General features: G+C 64.4%; 16 protein-coding genes. 12 read left to right on the forward strand and 4 right to left on the reverse strand.

What is annotated here, in order from left to right; translation table 11 throughout:
• Window positions 1-9 precede the first annotated feature (9 nt).
• The gene (locus tag B5G02_RS01070; protein WP_019240114.1) at window positions 10-1368 is read right to left on the reverse strand and encodes an ATP-binding protein; all 1359 of its coding nucleotides are present in this window, start codon (window positions 1366-1368) and stop codon (window positions 10-12) included.
• A gap of 322 nt (window positions 1369-1690) precedes the next feature.
• On the opposite strand from B5G02_RS01070, the gene rpmH reads away from it, so the two are divergent.
• The 9 genes from rpmH to B5G02_RS01115 all read left to right on the forward strand — a co-directional run bounded on the left by rpmH (window position 1691) and on the right by B5G02_RS01115 (window position 6806).
• Complete coding sequence (gene rpmH / locus B5G02_RS01075; protein WP_019240115.1) at window positions 1691-1825, forward strand: 50S ribosomal protein L34; 135 nt, start codon at window positions 1691-1693, stop codon at window positions 1823-1825.
• 20 nt (window positions 1826-1845) lie between these two features.
• Complete coding sequence (gene rnpA / locus B5G02_RS01080; RefSeq protein ID WP_094334841.1) at window positions 1846-2178, forward strand: ribonuclease P protein component; 333 nt, start codon at window positions 1846-1848, stop codon at window positions 2176-2178.
• Window positions 2171-2401, forward strand: a complete 231-nt coding sequence (yidD, locus tag B5G02_RS01085) for a membrane protein insertion efficiency factor YidD (protein ID WP_071784279.1) — start codon at window positions 2171-2173, stop codon at window positions 2399-2401. The genes rnpA and yidD overlap by 8 nt, the downstream gene beginning before the upstream one ends.
• A gap of 26 nt (window positions 2402-2427) precedes the next feature.
• Window positions 2428-3198 (forward strand): YidC/Oxa1 family membrane protein insertase, encoded by a 771-nt coding sequence (locus B5G02_RS01090; RefSeq protein WP_094334842.1) that lies wholly within the window; start codon window positions 2428-2430, stop codon window positions 3196-3198.
• A 66-nt stretch (window positions 3199-3264) separates the two neighbouring features.
• Window positions 3265-3861, forward strand: coding sequence for a protein jag (locus B5G02_RS01095; protein WP_019240118.1), 597 nt, complete (start codon window positions 3265-3267; stop codon window positions 3859-3861).
• 102 nt (window positions 3862-3963) lie between these two features.
• On the forward strand, window positions 3964-4698 hold the full coding sequence (gene rsmG / locus B5G02_RS01100; RefSeq protein ID WP_019240119.1) for a 16S rRNA (guanine(527)-N(7))-methyltransferase RsmG: 735 nt from the start codon (window positions 3964-3966) through the stop codon (window positions 4696-4698).
• 191 nt (window positions 4699-4889) lie between these two features.
• Window positions 4890-5693: a ParA family protein gene (locus B5G02_RS01105; protein ID WP_019240120.1), complete on the forward strand. Its 804-nt coding sequence runs from the start codon at window positions 4890-4892 to the stop codon at window positions 5691-5693.
• Between the two features lie 37 nt (window positions 5694-5730).
• On the forward strand, window positions 5731-6546 hold the full coding sequence (locus B5G02_RS01110) for a ParB/RepB/Spo0J family partition protein (protein ID WP_019240121.1): 816 nt from the start codon (window positions 5731-5733) through the stop codon (window positions 6544-6546).
• Window positions 6543-6806 (forward strand): hypothetical protein, encoded by a 264-nt coding sequence (locus B5G02_RS01115; protein ID WP_094334843.1) that lies wholly within the window; start codon window positions 6543-6545, stop codon window positions 6804-6806. Before B5G02_RS01110 ends, B5G02_RS01115 begins: the two co-directional genes overlap by 4 nt.
• Window positions 6807-6968: 162 nt before the next feature.
• On the opposite strand, the gene rlmN is transcribed toward B5G02_RS01115, so the two are convergent.
• Window positions 6969-8021: a 23S rRNA (adenine(2503)-C(2))-methyltransferase RlmN gene (rlmN, locus tag B5G02_RS01120; RefSeq protein ID WP_019240123.1), complete on the reverse strand. Its 1053-nt coding sequence runs from the start codon at window positions 8019-8021 to the stop codon at window positions 6969-6971.
• A 130-nt stretch (window positions 8022-8151) separates the two neighbouring features.
• Here rlmN and B5G02_RS01125 point away from each other — a divergent pair, with 130 nt between their 5' ends.
• Both B5G02_RS01125 and B5G02_RS01130 read left to right on the forward strand, forming a co-directional pair.
• Window positions 8152-9105, forward strand: coding sequence for a D-alanine--D-alanine ligase family protein (locus tag B5G02_RS01125; RefSeq protein ID WP_241146111.1), 954 nt, complete (start codon window positions 8152-8154; stop codon window positions 9103-9105).
• Window positions 9106-12015 (forward strand): helicase C-terminal domain-containing protein, encoded by a 2910-nt coding sequence (locus B5G02_RS01130; RefSeq protein WP_094334845.1) that lies wholly within the window; start codon window positions 9106-9108, stop codon window positions 12013-12015.
• A gap of 38 nt (window positions 12016-12053) precedes the next feature.
• Here B5G02_RS01130 and B5G02_RS01135 read toward each other — a convergent pair whose 3' ends face one another.
• The gene (locus B5G02_RS01135; protein ID WP_094334846.1) at window positions 12054-12971 is read right to left on the reverse strand and encodes a helix-turn-helix transcriptional regulator; all 918 of its coding nucleotides are present in this window, start codon (window positions 12969-12971) and stop codon (window positions 12054-12056) included.
• Window positions 12958-13983 (reverse strand): helix-turn-helix transcriptional regulator, encoded by a 1026-nt coding sequence (locus B5G02_RS01140; protein WP_094334847.1) that lies wholly within the window; start codon window positions 13981-13983, stop codon window positions 12958-12960. Before B5G02_RS01140 ends, B5G02_RS01135 begins: the two co-directional genes overlap by 14 nt.
• A gap of 206 nt (window positions 13984-14189) precedes the next feature.
• Between B5G02_RS01140 and B5G02_RS01145 the strand changes: the two genes are divergently transcribed.
• The gene (locus tag B5G02_RS01145) at window positions 14190-17243 is read left to right on the forward strand and encodes a hypothetical protein (RefSeq protein WP_094334848.1); all 3054 of its coding nucleotides are present in this window, start codon (window positions 14190-14192) and stop codon (window positions 17241-17243) included.
• Window positions 17244-17291 lie beyond the last annotated feature (48 nt).

Here is a 17291-nt window from a genome sequence, read left to right on the forward strand (position 1 = left end):
TCGGCGGGGTTAGCGGGGGTTGCCGCGATGGTCGGCGACCCAGGCGGCGCCCCGTTCGGAAAGCGTGTACTTCCGGCCGTGCTTCTCGGCAAGGCCGAGCGAGCTCAACTGGGCGAGGACACGCGACCAGGTGGGCGCCGAGCTGCCGAAGGTGTTCACGAGGTCCGTGGGTCCGCCCTGGCCGTTGTCCGCGATGTAGGTGAGCGCCTGCGCGCCGCGCTCGTCGACGAACGGCTGCGCGCTGGCAGGTGCCGCGGACGCGACAGCCTGCTGCGCGCCGGGTACCGCCTGCGGGGTCATGCCCATGGCCGGCCAGCCGGCTGCGGTCGGGGCGCCCTGCATGGCGGGCTGCGCGGGCATGCCGGCGTAGGCCGGGGCGTACCCCGGCACGGCGCCCGTGAAGGCGACACTCGGGTACGCGCCTGCCGCCGCGGCCTGTGCCTCCCCTGCACCCGGGTACCCCTGCCAGGGATACCAGCCGGGAACCTGCTGGTAGGGCATGGTGTTCGGATATGCTCCAGGGACGGCGCCCTCTGCTTGCGCGGGCATGCCGCCCATGGCTGCCCCCGGCACGGCGCCCAAAGCCGCCTGCTGCGGGGTCATCCCCGGCACCGCCGCTCCGACCGGCGCCGCGCCCCCGCGTGCAGCGAGCGCGGCCTCCTCCGATGTGAACGCCGGCCCGCGCACCGCCGCGCCGCGTCGGGCGTGGGATTCGATCTCGCGCACGCGCGCCGCGTCGACGCTCACGGTGACGACCGTCCCGCAGCCGAGGTTGTCCTCGATGGACACCGCGCCGCCCGCGTGCTCGAGGTACTGCTGCACCATGGGCAGGCCGGCGCCCGTCCCGCGGATGTAGCGCTTCATGGAGCGGTCGGCCGAGGTCACGCCGAACTCGAACGCGCGCTCCTTATCGGTGATGCCCGGTCCCAGGTCGGCGAAGCGTATCGTGTTGCCGTCGTCGAGGATGGAGACGATCGGTTCGGTGAAATGGGCATGGATGAAGTTTTCCACAAGCTCGCGGATGATCATGAGGGGAAGCGAGCCGCCCTGCTCCTTCATGCAGCGGTAGACGGTGTTCGTCACCTCTTCGAGATAGGTGCGCGGGTCGCTCGGCTGGATGACGAGGATGCGGGGCGTGGAAAACAGGTCATCATATATAGAGATGCGCGTCGCGTACACGGTGCTCTCGACACCCTCTGCCTGAGCTGCGGCTTCGGCATCTACCGCGCCGCGCACGCCGGGCAGCTCCTCCTCCGCCGCTCCCGTGATGTGCCTGTTGTCGGGCGCGGGGTCGCCCGAGTCGACAAAGGGGTAGAAATCATCCGCCATCAAGAGCCGTCCCTGCTGCGTATAGGTGGTGCGTATCATGTGGGAAAGTTCCACGCGTCGATGGTACCGCAACTCGGCTCCGTTTCGAACTTTCCACAAGGTTTCAAAAGATGTTGAAAACTTGAGAAATCTAACGAAAAGTTATCAACACCCGTGCGTAACGTGTTGAAAAGTCTGGAATGGAATGAAATAAACGGTGAAAACTTGCTCTGCGGCGTTCATAAGCCGTGCGCCCGTTTCCCTCGTGTGGTGAGTTTTCGACTATATCTCACCTGCTTATTGACATAGCTCCCTCCAGTTCCCTACAATTTTGAAGCTCACGAGCCTTATACGTTTGCTTGTTAGCAACAGGAGGATAGAAATGAAGCGTACATACCAGCCCAACAAGCGTAAGCGTGCCAAGACCCACGGTTTCCGCTCCCGCATGGCGACCAAGGGTGGTCGTGCCGTGCTCGCGCGTCGTCGCGCCAAGGGTCGCAAGCGTCTCACCGTCTAGTTGCCGGCGCGCGTCTGCGTATGAGGACCATCAAGTCCCGATTGGATTTTGAGCGCGTATTCAAGCATGGGCGGCGGGTCAACCACCCGTTGGTGCGCATGGTTATATGCGATGGCGAATGCGAAGGCGGCTCCGGGCGGGTCGCCTTCGCTGCTGCTAAGCGCTTGGGTAACGCTGTGGTGCGCAACCGCTCGAAGCGCAAGCTCCGCGAGGCTGCCCGCGCCTGCGCGCTCCCGGTACCCGGGACGGATCTGATCCTCTTCGCTACGGCCAAGACGCGCGATGCGCGACCCGAGGAGCTCGCCGAGGCGCTCGCGGGTCTCCTGAAGCGGGCTGGTCGGCGCGATGGGTAGGTTGGGTTCGTTCGCGCGCCGGTGCGCCATCGCCCCGATCCGCGTGTACCAACGCTTCATCTCCCCGCTGCTCCCACCGGCGTGCATCTATACGCCGACGTGCTCCCAATATGCGGTCGAAGCCATCAGCAAGCACGGCGTCGTTCGTGGCTGCTGGCTCGCCGTGAGGCGCATCGTTCGGTGCAATCCGTTTCACGACGGTGGATACGATCCGGTGCCGTAAGGCTCGATATTCGGAGGAAACCTTACATGTGGGATGCAATCGTTAACATTCTCTTCCAGATCCTGAAGTTCATTCAGAGCTTCGCCACGGACTGGGGTCTCTCGATCATCATCTTGACGATCATCGTGCGCCTCATCCTGACGCCGCTCGTCTTGAAGTCGACGAAGTCGACCGCGCGCATGCAGGTGCTCCAGCCCAAGCTCATGGAGATCCAGGAGCGCTACGCCGACGATCCCCAGCGCCAGGCCGAGGAGATGCAGAAGTTCTACGCCGAGAACAAGTTCAACCCGCTCGGCGGCTGCCTGCCCCTGCTCATCCAGATGCCCATCCTCATCGCGCTCTTCACGCTTCTGCGCGGTCTTGACACGTATTTCGAGGGTCAGACGTTCTCGTTCTACAACATCCTGCCCAACCTCACGACCACCCCGGGCGCGATGTGGTCGCAGGGCTTCATGGCCGCCCTGCCGTACCTCATCTCGCTCGTGCTGTTCGCCCTGCTCACGATCATCCCGACGCTCTACCAGTCGCGCAACCAGACCGGCGCGCAGGCGTCGAGCATGCGCACCATGTCCATCGTGATGTCGCCCATGATGCTCTGGATGGGCTGGAACCTTCCCGCCGGCGTGCTGCTCTACTACGATGTCTCCACGCTGTGGCAGGTCGTCCAGCAGGTGTTCGTGACCCGTCACGTGATGGAGAAGGCGAAGGCCGAGGAAGAGGCCCGTCTGGCGAACGCGCCCATCGAGGTCGACGTCGTGCGTCGCGAGCGCAAGGCTCGTCCGCACAAGAAGAACTAGCGTCCGAGCAATCCTGTTCGCGTCTGATATTTAATTAGGTACCTTATTATTTGTGAGGAGCCTGGTATGAGCGAAGAGTCCCAGATCGATATGGAATCCCAGGATACGGTAGCTGTCGTGGAGACCGAGAACGAGGAGTATGCGGGCGCGTTCCCTGAGCTCGCCGCGAAATACAAGGCTGGCGAGGAGCTCTCGGATGATGAGCTCGACCAGATCGCGGACGTCGCGCTCACCGTGGTGCGCAACATTCTCGCCCAGTTCGATGCCGAGAACGCCCCCATCGATGAGTATGAGGGTGACGAGGGTGAGCTTATCCTTGATGTGACGGCTCCCGACCTTGCTGTGCTCATCGGCCGCCATGGCCGCACGCTCGAGTCGCTGCAGACGATGGTCTCGCTCATCGTGAGCCGCCAGCTCGGCTTCCGCTATCCTGTCGTGGTTGACATTGAGGGCTACAAGAGCCGTCGCAACGAGAAGGTCGCCACGATGGCGCGCTCCGCCGCTGCCCGTGCTATCCGCCAGCACACCTCGGTCAAGCTGCCTCCTATGAGCGCGTACGAGCGCCGCCTCGTGCACATTGCCCTGCGTGATAATGATGCGGTCGATACGCACTCTGAGGGCGTCGATCCTGAGCGTCGTGTTGTGATCACGCTTGTCTCGTAGTGGTTGCTTTGTATAGATTGGTTTGGGGCGCGGCTTTGCTGCGCCCTTCTTTTTGACAAGAGTCCTTGCATAACCCATTCTTGTCAGAACAGGAGGTTTGCCATGGATGAGATGGTGCATGTCGATGAGCTCGTTGCCGAGCTCCGCTCATACTGCGATGCGTACGAACTTGATGTTGATAGGGAGCTTGCGCGCCGATGCGTCGAGCACTTCCTGCTTGTGGTTGAGACGAATAAGACTATGAACCTCACGCGGATCACGAATGAGCACGATGGGTTGATTCTGCACATCCTTGATTCCTTGCTCCTGCTTCCCGAGGTTCGCTCTACGCCGTATGGAACGCTCCTCGATATCGGTACCGGCGCGGGGTATCCGGGGATTCCGCTCTCGCTTGCGACCGGTCGCCCCAGCGTGCTGATTGATTCGGTTGCTAAGAAGGTCAAGGCTGTGGCAGGGTTCATCGATGAGCTTCAGATCGCGGATGCTCAGGTTTCTTCCGAGCGTGTCGAGACGTATGCTCGTGAGCATCGTGCATCCTGCACTTGTGTTGTTGCCCGTGCCGTTGCAGGGCTTCCTGTGCTCATCGAGTATGCGTCCCCGTTGCTCGCCCAGGGCGGCTCGCTTGTGGTGACGAAGGGTGTTCCCTCTGACGAGGAAATATCCGCCGGGTTGCACGCTGCTTCACTTTGTGGTTTTGAATTTGGAACTGTTCGCCACCTTACGCTGCCTGATGATTTGGGTGAGCGGACGATTCTGCGCTTCGATAAGCTACATGAGGCTAAGCTCGGTTTGCCTCGTAAGGTGGGTGTTGCCAAGAAACATCCGTTGGGCGCGTAATTCGGCTTGTACTTATATATTTGTAAGCTTATGTTGAGTCCCATGTTTCACGTGAAACATGGGACTCTTCTTGTTTACATCTTGTCAGAGTGTTTCACGTGAAACATAATAGAGCCAGGTGCTCAAGAACCATAGTTATACACTCTTTGACCTTTTGCACCAATGAAGCTGAAACGAACGAAGGGGGTCAGATGGGTTATACCGAGTATCAGCGGAAAACGGACGGAACACCGCGTGTTATCGCGATAATCAATCAAAAAGGCGGTGTTGGAAAAAGCACTACGGCGGTTAACCTATCTGCTGCACTCAGTGAGCGTGGTATGAAGGTGTTGCTTATCGATTTCGACCCGCAGGGTAACAGCACGAGTGGTCTTGGAATCGAGAAGGAAGAGCTCGAACAATGCATCTATGATGCGCTGATTCGCGATGTGAAGGCTTCAGAGATCATCCATGAGACGGAAACCCCGGGCGTGTATGTGATTCCCGCGACGATTCAGCTTGCAGGAGCTGAAATCGAGCTTGTTTCCGCTATGGCACGTGAGACGCGTCTTAAAGAACTTATCGCGCCCGTGAAGGATGAGTTCGATTTCATCTTCATCGATTGTCCGCCTTCGTTGGGATTGCTTACGATCAATGCGCTCGCAGCAGCTGATAGTGTGCTCATCCCCATTCAATGCGAGTACTACGCGCTCGAGGGCGTTACAAAGCTTCTTGAATCGATGAAGATGGTGAAAGAGCGCATCAACCGAGATCTTGATGTATACGGTGTGCTCATGACAATGTACGATTCGCGTACATCGCTTGCGAATCAAGTTGTGGAAGAGGTTCGAAACTACTTTGGGGATGTCGTATTCGATACGCTCATTCCCCGAACTGTCAAGATTTCGGAGTCTCCCTCCTTTGGAATGCCGGTTACAACATATGCACCGCAAAATAAGGGTGCAGAAGCGTATTTCAGCCTTGCGGATGAGGTGATTGATCGTGCCAGCCGCTAAAAGAAAATCCGGATTAGGAAAAGGTCTGTCCGCACTCGTGAGTGAAGCTCAATACGAGACAGGACATTCTTCAAGCGAAACCAACGTCTCACTGGAGAAGATTCATCCGAATCCCAACCAACCGCGTGTTCATTTCGATGAGAAGGAGCTTCAGGAGCTGGCGGACTCCATTCGCGAGCACGGTGTGCTGCAGCCGCTCCTCGTGCGCAAGGATGGAGACGGATATCAGATCATTGCGGGCGAACGCCGCTATCAGGCTTCGAAGATCGCTGAGATTAAAGAGGTCCCCGTTATCGTCAAGGACGTGGATGAGACTGAGGTGCTCGCGCTCGCCCTTATCGAGAACCTCCAGCGTTCCGACCTGAATCCCATCGAAGAGGCGCGCGGGTACCGCCAGCTCATCGATGCAAGCGGCATGACCCAGGAAGCGCTTTCCAAGGCGGTGTCGAAATCTCGTTCGGCGATTACCAATGCGCTTCGCCTGCTTGATCTTCCGGAGTCGGTTCAGACCATGCTTTTCGAGGGGAAGCTCACTGCGGGCCATGCGCGCGCTATCCTTGCGGTGCCCTATGAGGACGCCCGCATTAAGCTCGCCGAGAAGGTTGTCAAGGATGGATTGTCGGTTCGTGCGACAGAACATCTTGCTCCATTGTTTTCTGTCACAGAGGAGCCTAAGCGGACGAAAGTCATCACCCCGCAATCCTATAAGCGGGCGGCGCGCATCCTGCGTCAGGCGCTCAACACGAACGTTCGCGTGAAGAACACGCGCGGCAAGAATAAGATTGAGATCGAGTTCAAGGATGAGGAAGAGCTTGCGAGCATCCTTGAGCGTATGGTGGGTGATCAGGAATGAAGCTCAATGTGTCTGCGGTCGCGCGCGGCATCATCGGAGGGGCTGCGATCGCCTTAGGCGCAGCTATCGGATATAAGCTTGCGACAGATGATGATCTGCGAAACACTATCGTGCAGAGTGTGCGTGAAGCAGTTGGTGCCGTCTATAAGAATGCTGCGGACATGAGCGAAGATGTCGCGCTCCGCACCGCGCAGCTTACGAAGAACCCGAAGGTCAACCAGGATTGGGTCGAGCATCAGTGGGAAAGCATCGGGTATTAACTACTTAGGTACCTTAGTAAATCTTTTGAGAAGCTTCTTATCTGAAAAGGGCTTCCCTGCCTACAAGTACCAAAAGAGCCTCTCCGCGCGGTTTTGCGGAGAGGCTCTTCATGTGCGTACTGAGTTGATGCAAGTAGTGGCGGTTGTAAAAACCCAATTACCCTACGCTTTGCGCAGACGGATTTGACGCTGTTTGAGCTGGCCGCAGGCGGCATCGATGTCCGCGCCGCGAGAGTTTCGGATCGTCGTCTCCACGCCGCGCGATGCGAGTCGGCGCTGCAGATCCTCGACCTTCTTGAGCGGCGATGGACGGAAGGGGCTGTCCGGGATGTCGTTCAGCTGGATGAGGTTCACATGGCAGAGCGTTCCCTCGCAGAAATCGCAGAGCGCCTGCATCTCAGGGTTCGTGTCGTTCACGCCCTCGATCATCGCGTACTCGTACGTGGGGCGGCGACCGGTGGTCTCCGTATAGAATTGAAGCGCTTCATGTAGGCGAAGAAGCGTGTATTTCTTTACGCCGGGCATGAGCTGGTTGCGCGTGGACTGCACCGCGGAGTGGAGCGACACGGCGAGCGTGAACTGCTCGGGTATGCGCGCGAAGTCGCGGATGCGCGGAATGATTCCGCTGGTAGAGACCGTAAGATGGCGTGCGCCGATATTGAGCCCCTCGGGATCGTTGAGCATGCGGAGCGCGCGGATGGACGCGTCGTAGTTCGCGAACGGCTCGCCCTGCCCCATGAGGACGACGCTCGTCACGCGCTCGCCGAAATCCTGGGCGACATGCGTCACCTGGTCGACCATCTCCTGCGCGGTGAGCGAGCGCGTGAGTCCCGCGAGCCCGGTCGCGCAGAAGGCGCAGCCCATGGCGCAGCCCGCCTGGGTGGAGATGCACACGGCAAGGCGGTTGCGCGACGGCATGCCCACGGTCTCGACCGCGACGCCATCGGCGAACTGCAGGAGGTACTTGCGCGACCCGTCGCGGGAAACCTGCTTCATGACTTCGACGGGCGCCGCGATGCTATAGCGCTCGGCAAGCTCGGCGCGCAAGGCCTTGGGAAGGTTCGTCATCTCCTCGAAGGAGCGCGCGTTCTTCTGCACGAGCCATTCGTGGACTTGCTTGGCGCGAAACGCCGGCTGCCCGAGCTCGCTGAAGGCTTCCTGCAACTCGGCGAGCGAGAGCGAACGGATATCGATGGGATGCTTCGCCTGTTCCATGTTGACCTTTCCTGCCGTGTAAAAGACCCTAGGGTTTTGGATCTGTCCTGATGCGGGTGCATCATTCATATATACAATAAGGGAATCGCGAATCCGCTAGGTTTGGTGGCAAACAATAAAGGAGCAGACCATGGCTACTATCGACCGTGCCGCAATGCGCGTGGCAGTGCTCGAGGGAGGCATTTCCGACGAGCGGGACATCTCGTTCAATTCCGGTCACGCGGTCGCTCGGGCGCTGGGAGATGCCGGTTACGGCGTGATCGACGAGCTCGACCCCAACGAAGATGATTTCCTCGAGCGCCTTGCGGGCGGTGCGTACGATGTCGCCTTCATCGCCCTCCATGGTCGCGGCGGCGAGGACGGCATGATTCAGAGCATCCTCGAGTACCTGGGCATTCCCTACACGGGATCTGGCGTCATCGCGAGCGCGTCCGCTGCGGACAAGACGGTCTCGAAGGCGCTCTACGCCCGCGCGGGCATCCCCATCGCGCGCGACGTGGTCCTGCGCGACGACGATGACGTGTGCATCGCCGACATCGTGGACGCGGTGGGCTCGGAGTGCTTCGTGAAGCCCGCGGTGAACGGCTCGAGCTTCGGCGTGACGCTCGTGCACGACGAGTCCGAGCTGCCCGATGCCCTCGAGCTCGTGTTCGAGCACGATACGAAGGCGCTCATCGAGGAGCGTCTCGTGGGCACCGAGATCACCGTCGGCGTGTTCGGCTTCCCGCCCCAGGCGCTGCCCATCGTCGAGATCCTGCCCCAGAAGAACTCCGAGTTCTACGGCCTCGACGTGAAGTACATCGACCCCTCGCTCGTGCACCGCATCCCTGCGCAGATCTCGAAGGAAGACTACGAGCGTGCCCAGGAGCTCGCGGTGCGGGCGCATGAGGCGCTCGGCTGCATCGGCTTCTCGCGGAGCGACTTCATCGTGACGAAGCACGGCCCGGTGATCCTGGAGACGAACACCATCCCCGGCATGACCGAGACCTCGCTCTTCCCCGACGAGGCGCGCCATGCGGGCATCTCCTTCCCCGAGGTGTGCGACGAGCTCATCCACATCGCCCTAACCGAGGTGGAGGAGTAGGTGGCCGACCAGACGCCGCGGGCGGCGATGGACGAGGCGGTGCTGCCCGGTACGCCCGACTTCGTGATCGAGGCGTACCGCACGCTCGCCGAGCGCGCCCGCGAGATGGATTTCGGCCTGCTCGAGGAGGACGTGATCATCCTCGACACCGAGACCACGGGCCTTTCCGTTCGCGACAACGAGCTCATCGAGATCTCGGCCGCTGTGCTCTCGCGCCAGGGGATCACCGAGCGCTTCGATACGTTCGTGCACCCCACCGGCCCCATCCCCGAGGAGATCGTCGCGCTCACGGGGATCACGAACGCCGACGTGGCCCATGCGCCCAGCGCACGCGACGCTGTCGCGCAGCTTGCCGATTTCGTGGGCGGCCGTCCTGTGGTGGCGCACAACGCGACGTTCGACCGCTCGTTCATCGAGGCGGTGAAGGGCGGCGTGGCCGTGAGCGACCTGTGGATCGACTCACTTGCCCTCTCGCGCATCGCGCTGCCGCGCCTCATCTCCCACAAGCTTTCATCTATGGCGGAGCTCTTCGGCTGCGCGTCGGTCTCGCATCGCGCGACGGACGACGTCGACGCCCTGGCCGGCGTGTGGCACATCCTGCTCGGCGCCCTCTGCGACCTGCCGGCGGGGCTCTTGCGCCTGCTCGCGGACTCCCACCCCGATGTGCCCTGGGCATACCGTCCCATCTTCTCCGCCCTCGCCCAGAACCTCCCCGACGAGCCGTTCTCGCTGCGCACGGCACGTGTCCGTGTGCTCGACGGCGAACCCGGCGAGGAGCGCTTCGATGCGGACGAGCTCGTGGGGCTCTCGATGCCGAGCCGCGAGGACATCGAGCGCGACTTCGCGCCCGGCGGCCTCGTCGACACCATGTACGACGCCTACGAACCGCGTGCAGAGCAGGTCGAGATGGCCTGCGAGGTGCGCGATGCCCTGGCCACGGGGACGCACCGCGCCATCGAGGCGGGCACGGGTGTGGGCAAGTCCGTGGCGTACCTCGTGCCGCTCATCGAGGCGGCGAAGCGCAACCACATCACCGTGGGCGTCGCCACGAAATCGAATAACCTCGCCGACCAGCTCATGTACCACGAGCTGCCCAGGCTCGCCGGGGTCATGGACGGCGGCGTGTCGTTCTGCGCGCTCAAGGGCTTCGACCACTACCCGTGCCTGCGGAAGCTCGAGCGCCTTGCGCGCAGCACGTCGGAGATCAAGACCGATCGCGACCCCGCGGACACCCTCACGGCGATCGCGGTGATCTACGCGTTCGCCTGCCAGAGCCCGAGCGGCGACCTCGATGCGCTGGGGATTCGCTGGAAGAGCGTGAACCGCGCGGACCTGACCACGGGCTCGCGCGAGTGCGCCCGCCGGCTCTGCCCGTTCTTCCCCGACGCCTGCCTGGTGCATGGTGCCCGCCGGCGAGCGGCACGCTCGGACGTGGTGGTGACGAACCACTCGCTGCTGTTCCGCAATGTCGCCGCCGAGGGGAAGATCCTGCCGCCGATCCGCCACTGGGTGGTCGACGAGGCGCATTCCGTGGAGCGGGAGGCGCGCAAGCAATGGGCGATCACCGTCGCGGCTGATGACGTGCGGACGGTGTTCGAGCGCTTGGGCGGAGACGATGCGGGCGTCTTGGGCTCCGTGCGCCGCGAGTTCTCGCACCATGAGGCGGGAACGCTCTACTTGGGGCTTTGCGCGCGGGCATCTGCCTGCGCGAACCGTGCGGCGCGCGCCATGGCGGACATGTTCGACGCCGCGCGCGACCTCTCGCGCACCGTGCGCACGGGCGGGTACGACCAGCTGAACATCTGGATCGGGGAGGAGCTGCGCGCGAGCGATGGGTGGTCGGTCTTCCTGCCGGTCGCCCTCGGCGCGGTGGATGCCCTCGAGGAGGCGGGCAAGGCGCTCCAGGCGCTCGCGGAGACCGTGAGCCAGGATGCGCCGGAGCGCGCCGCCGACATCGCCGACCCTGCGCGCCAGCTGCGCGAGCTCAAGGACGGCCTCGCGCTCATCGCGCGTGGCGAGGACGACCGCTACGTGTACTCCCTGCAGGTCAACCGCCGCATGCGCGCCGGCGGCGAGGTGCTCACGGCCGAGCGGCTCGACATCGGCGCAGCGCTTGCCGAGCAATGGCTTCCGGAGCTGCACACGGCGATCTTCACCTCGGCGACGCTCTCCGTTTCGGGGGATTTCAAGCACTTCGAGCATGCGGTGGGCCTCGACCGGTTGCCCGCGCGCTCGTCGCAGGCGCTGCACCTGGATTCGAGCTACGACTTCGACGCGCACATGTCGGTCGTGGTCGCCTCCGACCTGCCCGACCCGCGCAACCGGGACGCGTACATCGACGCGCTCGAGGGGCTCATCTTCGACGTGCACGTGGCGATGGGGGGCTCGGTGCTCACGCTCTTCACGAACCGGCGCGACATGGAGGAGCTCTATGAGCGCCTGCAGCCCCGGCTTGCTGCGCGCGGCCTCGAGCTCGCCTGCCAGCTCAGGATGAGTTCCGCGCGCCGCCTGCGCGACCACTTCATCCAGGAGCGCACCTCGTCGCTCTTCGCCCTCAAGGCGTTTTGGGAGGGGTTCGACGCCTCGGGCGAGACGCTCCGCTGCGTGATCATCCCCAAGCTGCCCTTCGCGAGCCCCACCGACCCGCTCTCCTGCGAGCGCTCCCAGCGTGAGGACCGCGCTTGGGCGCGCTACTCGCTGCCGGACGCCGTGCTCGAGGTGAAGCAGGCCGCCGGCCGCCTCATCCGCTCGTCGAGCGACACCGGCGTGCTCGTCCTCGCCGATTCCCGCCTCGTGAGCAAGGGGTACGGCAAGAAGTTTCTGTCGTCGCTGCCCACGCAGGCCTACCAGCGCATGGACGCGCGGCAGGTGGGGCGCTACCTCGAGCTCTGGCGCGCCTCGCACGAGTGACGAGATGGGGGGCGCCGTGCGGATGCTCGATGCGCGGGCTAGGCGCGGAGCCCCTTCGCATAGGAGACGAACCGGCGGACCATGTCGTCCGGCGCGGTGATGCGCATGGCGCCCGCCGATGCGAGAACCTCGTCGAAGAGCCAGCGCTCAGACCCCACGTAGACATCCACGAGCGTCGTTTCAGGGTCATCGGGAGCGGGGCGTGCGCCCGCGATGCCCGCCCAGGTGAGCTGCGCCGCGCAATCGGCGGTGTATGCGACGGTCGCAAGCGTGCCCTGGGCGCCGAGGCTCGTGGCGGGGGAGGCCGCGCGCCATGCATGGGGTACGACCGAATCGTCGGTGAGCTCGACGCGTTCGATGCGGTCGAGGCGGTAGCGACGCTCCGCATCCTTCTCCACGTTCCATGCGATGAGGTAGGCGGCTTCGGGCGTCGCGGCGATGCGGTACGGGTCGACGAGGCGCGGTGCGGGCGCGGCTTCGTCATGCGCGCGGTATGTGATGCGACAACGAGCACCGTCCTCGATGGCCTCGGAAAGCACCTGGTAGCAGGCACCGTAGGATGTCGTGGTGGCGATGAGGGGCTCAAAGGCGGCGTCGTCACCGGTGCGGTCGCGGTGCAGGAGCGCCTCTGCGACGCGCGCGGCGACGGCGGGATCGATGCTCAACGCGCCCAAAACATGCGCGAGCGCGAGGCTCTCGCCCAGGTCGAGCCGTACCGGGCGAAGCGCCGCCGCATCCCCCTGGAGGGCGACCTCGCGGTCGTCCACCGTCACGATCGCGCGGCCACCGCCCTCGCGGTCGGCAAGGGTCGAGAGGAGGGCGGCATAGCTCTCGAGCTCGGCATCACTGCATCCGAGGAGCGCTTGGGCGCGATCCCGCGGCACGCGCATGCCGGGCGCGGCAGCGAGGGCCTCAAGGAGCAGGAGGCCGTTTGCGACGCGGTCATCGTGCGACATGGTTCGCCACCGCCTTCTCGATCAGGGCGTTCCACCGCGCGATGAGCTCCACGGGCGCCACCGGCCGCATGCCGTCGCGCGCATGGCCGAACGCGAGCGCCGCGGCGGCATCGAGGTCGCGGACGGAGACCGTCCACACGAGCGAGCCGTCCTCCGCGCGCGTGAGCGCGCCCCGTCCATGGGTGATGGGCATGAGGTTTTCCGGCAGGTACGCGCCGGGCAAGCTGAACGATGCCTCGACGGCCTCACCGTCGCCGAAGTCGAAGGGGAGGAAGAGGTAGGTGTGGATGTCGAAGGACGCGGGGATCTCGTAGCGCTTGCCGGGGCGCAGGGCGCGCTCCATGCGGTCGACGCGGAACGTGCGAACCGCCTGCGCGGCATCGTCGAAGCCGACGATGTAGGTCGCGCCCTCATGCGAGAAGATCCCGTAGATGGCGACGCTGCGCCGCGAGTGCCCGCCGTGCCCGTTCGTATACGAGAACGTAAGCGCGCGCCGCAGGGAGAAGGCGAGCCAGACGATGTCGAGCATGGTCTGCTCGGCGCCGTCCTGCGCCGCGGGGCCGCCGGCGGCCTGCTGCTGCGGAGCGTCGCCTGCGCGCACGAGCTCGAGGATCTTCGCGCGGGCGCGCATGAGCGGCGCGCGCAGCGGCGTCAGGGATGCGGAGAGGTATTCGTCGATGGCGTCTGCCAGGATGGATGCGTCGTCGTTGGTGATGATGCCGGCCGTGGCGAACGTGCGCGCGCGGTCGAGCACCCACGAGGACGCCTCGTTCTCCGCCGTGCCGTCGCCATCCGCGCAAACGATCTCGAAGCACTGTTCCGCGAGCTTCTGACGGTCGCGCCGGAACTTCCGCACGTCGGATTCCCGGTTCCCGGAGCCATAGCCCAGGTCGGTATCCGAGATGATCTCGTCCGTGGTGAGCGGGCGCGTGGTGGTGTTGAAGATGAAGGCGAGGTTGAGGAGCCGCTGCGCGGTGGCGTCCTCCGCGATGCGGTCGCGTTTCGTCGGCATCCCTCTCACCCCCTCCGTGCACCCATTCTACCCGAGCGCGCGGTTTCGTCCGCGCGGGGACGGAAAGGTGCAATTCGTATGCGACATGCAGATAACCTGCGGCAACACGACAGAATGTGCCAAGGAGCGGTATACTTTCCTGAATAGAAACCGCACGTTACGCATACGCGGGCGAATGCTCGATACGAACAGGGATAGGATACCCGATGGCTACTACCCGGAAATACCTTGGCCACCTGCTGCAGAACACAGGCATCACGCCTGCATGCAGCGAGGAAGAGCGCGCCGCCGCCGAGGATCTCGCGGCGATCTTCACCGCACACGGGTTCAACCCCGAGGTGCAGGAGTTCAACGCCTCGCCCATGCCGCGCGTCGTGCGCGCCGTCCTGGGCATCGGCCTGTTCCTGGGCGCGGTGCTCATGGGTATCGGCGGCGCGGTGGGCATCATCGGCACCCTCATCGCCGTCGCGATGACCGTGCTCTACGTGCTCGAGCGCATGGGGAAGATCACGCTGCCCGGTTTCGGTGGGGCGGGCGTGTCGCAGAACGTCATCGCCTATCACAAGGCGGAAGGCCCCCTCGCGTCCCCGCGCAACCGCCCGGTGGTCGTGGTGGCGCATTACGATTCGCCGCGCGCTGACCTCTTCGCCAACCTGCCGTACGCGACGTACCGCCCCATCATCACGAAGCTCCTGCCGTACGCGATGGTCGTTCCGGCGATTCTCGCGGTGCTCCGGCTCTTCCCGTTCCCGCCCGCCGCGAAGGCGGTGCTGTGGATTCTCGCGATCGTCGCCGCCCTCGTGCCGCTCGCGCACGCGGTGGGCGTGATCGCGAACCGCTTCGTGCTCCCGTACACCTCGGGTTCCGTGTGCAACAAGTCGTCCGTCGCCGCGATGCTCGGCGTCATGGACGCGGTCGCCCCGTATGCGGGTGAGAACGAGTTCCCGCGGGACGTTCCCTTCGATGAGTATTTCTCCGAGCAGGTTCGTCGTGCCGAGGAAGAGGAGCTCGCCGCCGCGATCGCTTCGGGCGAGCTCGCCGAGGATGCCGCGGAGGATGCCGAGGCAGCTACCGAAGACGAGGCGGCCGCTGAGGATGTCCAGGACGAGGCGCTCGGCGGGACTGCGACGATGCCCGCCGTCGACGAGGACGCTTCGGTCGACCTCGGCGCCACGGCCGCTATGGACATGGAGACCGTGATCGGTGCCACCTCGGCGATCGCGGATGCGGTGGACGAGGAGGAGACCGGCGACGCGAAGGCGCGCGATGACGAGGCTTCCGAAGCCGAGGTCGAGGCCGCAGAGGTCGAGGACGACGCCGAGGATGGCGCGGCCGACGCTGAGGACGAGGCCGTCGTCGACGTCGTCGAGGAGCCTGTTGCGGACGAGCCCCAGCTCGTGAACGCCTACGGCAACTACCGGTTCGGTGCGGACGTCATCCGCGCCATCGGCATGCTGCCGGATTCCTGTGTCATCGAGTACGAGGTCGAAGAGCCCCCGCACGCGGAGGCTATGGCCGAGGCTGTCGTTGCTGACGAGGCCGTCCCCGCGGGTTCCCGCGATGCGGCGGAGCCCGCATACGAGGATGAAGCGGACGATGTCGAGGTTGAGGAGGACGCCTCCTATCTGGGTGGCGCGCCGACGGATGACGAGGAGTACGAGTACGACGACGAGGGGTTCGAGTATGAGGGCGACCTCGACGTGCATCACTCCGCCGCCCAAGCGGGCTTCGCGAGCGCCCTCTCTGCGGTGAGCTCGGGTGCCGCGCGCCTGCTGAACGACATGAAGCGCCGCGGCAAGGACATGCTCGATTCGCTCAGCAGCCACGATGCCGCCAAGGCCGAGGATGCGGACGATGCCGTCGAGCCGGCGGAGGATGTTGAGACCCCGCAGGACGAGGCGGTGGCGGAGGCTCCTGTCGATGTCGAGGAAGTCGACGTCGTCACCGAGACGGTGGCCGAGGCTTCCGACGATGCCGAGCCCGTGGCGGAGCCTGAGCCTGCCGCGGAACCCGACCCCGCCGCACAGGATGCGGCTCCGGCTGAGGAGCCGGCTGCGGGCGCGACGCGCGCCTTCGATGCATCCGAGCTGGCTGCGAGCGCCCCGGTGCGGGAGGAGCCCGTGGTGGATCTTGGCGCCACGGTCGCCCAGCCCCCCGTGCAGCAGCCGCAGGCCGCGGCCGACCAGGTAGAGACGGTCGACTCGCTCATGGCGCAGATCAACCCGCCGCGTCCCGCGACGCCCCCGCGCGCCCCGCAGCGCACCTTCACCTCGGTTCCCGACCCGGCCATCCCCTCGATCAGCCAGGTGAACGCATCGAGCCGCGCGTCCCTGTTCGACCTCCCCGATCCCGCTTCGGAGCCGGTCGATCCCTTCGCTTCCATCCCCGCCGCGCCGAACCCGGCTGCGGACGCGTCAGTCTCGACGCCGATGGAGCCCGCGCCGTCGCGTGCCGCTGCGAGTGGCTTCAGCGTCATCGGCCCCGACGATGCGGTCGAACCCGTGTCGTATGATGCGCCTGCGCCGACCGAGAGCGTCTTCGAGACCATCAGCGCCGACGCGCCGATCACCCCGGCGCCTGCGGCTCCTGCGCGCAAGCGGGGGCTCGGCAAGCTGTTCGGCGGGCGCAAGAAGCGCCAGGAGGAGAGCATGAGCGACTGGCTCGGCGTCGAGGATGATTTCGATGCCAAGCGGTCCGGTCGCGACATCGGCTCGTGGGATAACTTCGAGGGCGACGACTGGAAGGGTGGCGCCACGGGTGCCGACGGCGTGTCCGTCGACGAGATGCGCGACGCCGTGACCTCGCTGGGCGACGACGAGCTGCTCGGGCACGACATCTGGTTCGTGGCGACGGGCGCATCGGAGTTCGACAACGCCGGCATCGACGCGTTCCTCGACACGCATCGCGACAAGCTCCGCGGCGTGTTCCTCATCAACCTCGAGAGCATCGGCGCGGGCGAGCCGTGCATGCTCGCGACCGAGGGCGAGCGCCGCGTGCTCAAGGGCGACAAGCGCATCATGAACCTCGTGCGCCGCGTGTCCGGTGCGTTCCACGAGGAGTTCGGCGAGGTCGAGATGGGGTACATGGCCACCGACGCGTACCGTGCCATGGAACGGAGCCTGCGCTCCCTCACGATCGCCGGCGTCGAGGACGGCCGCCTCGCATGCGCCCGCACCGAGGACGACCTGCCGTACCGCGTGAACGCGAAGAATGTGAACATGGTCGCCGATGTGGTGACCGAGGTGATTCGCCGGTCGTAGCAACGCCTCACCCCGCCTTCCCGGGCAGAACGGGAGGGCGGGGCTTTT

The organism is [Collinsella] massiliensis, assembly GCF_002161605.1.
GTDB lineage: Bacteria > Actinomycetota > Coriobacteriia > Coriobacteriales > Coriobacteriaceae > Enorma.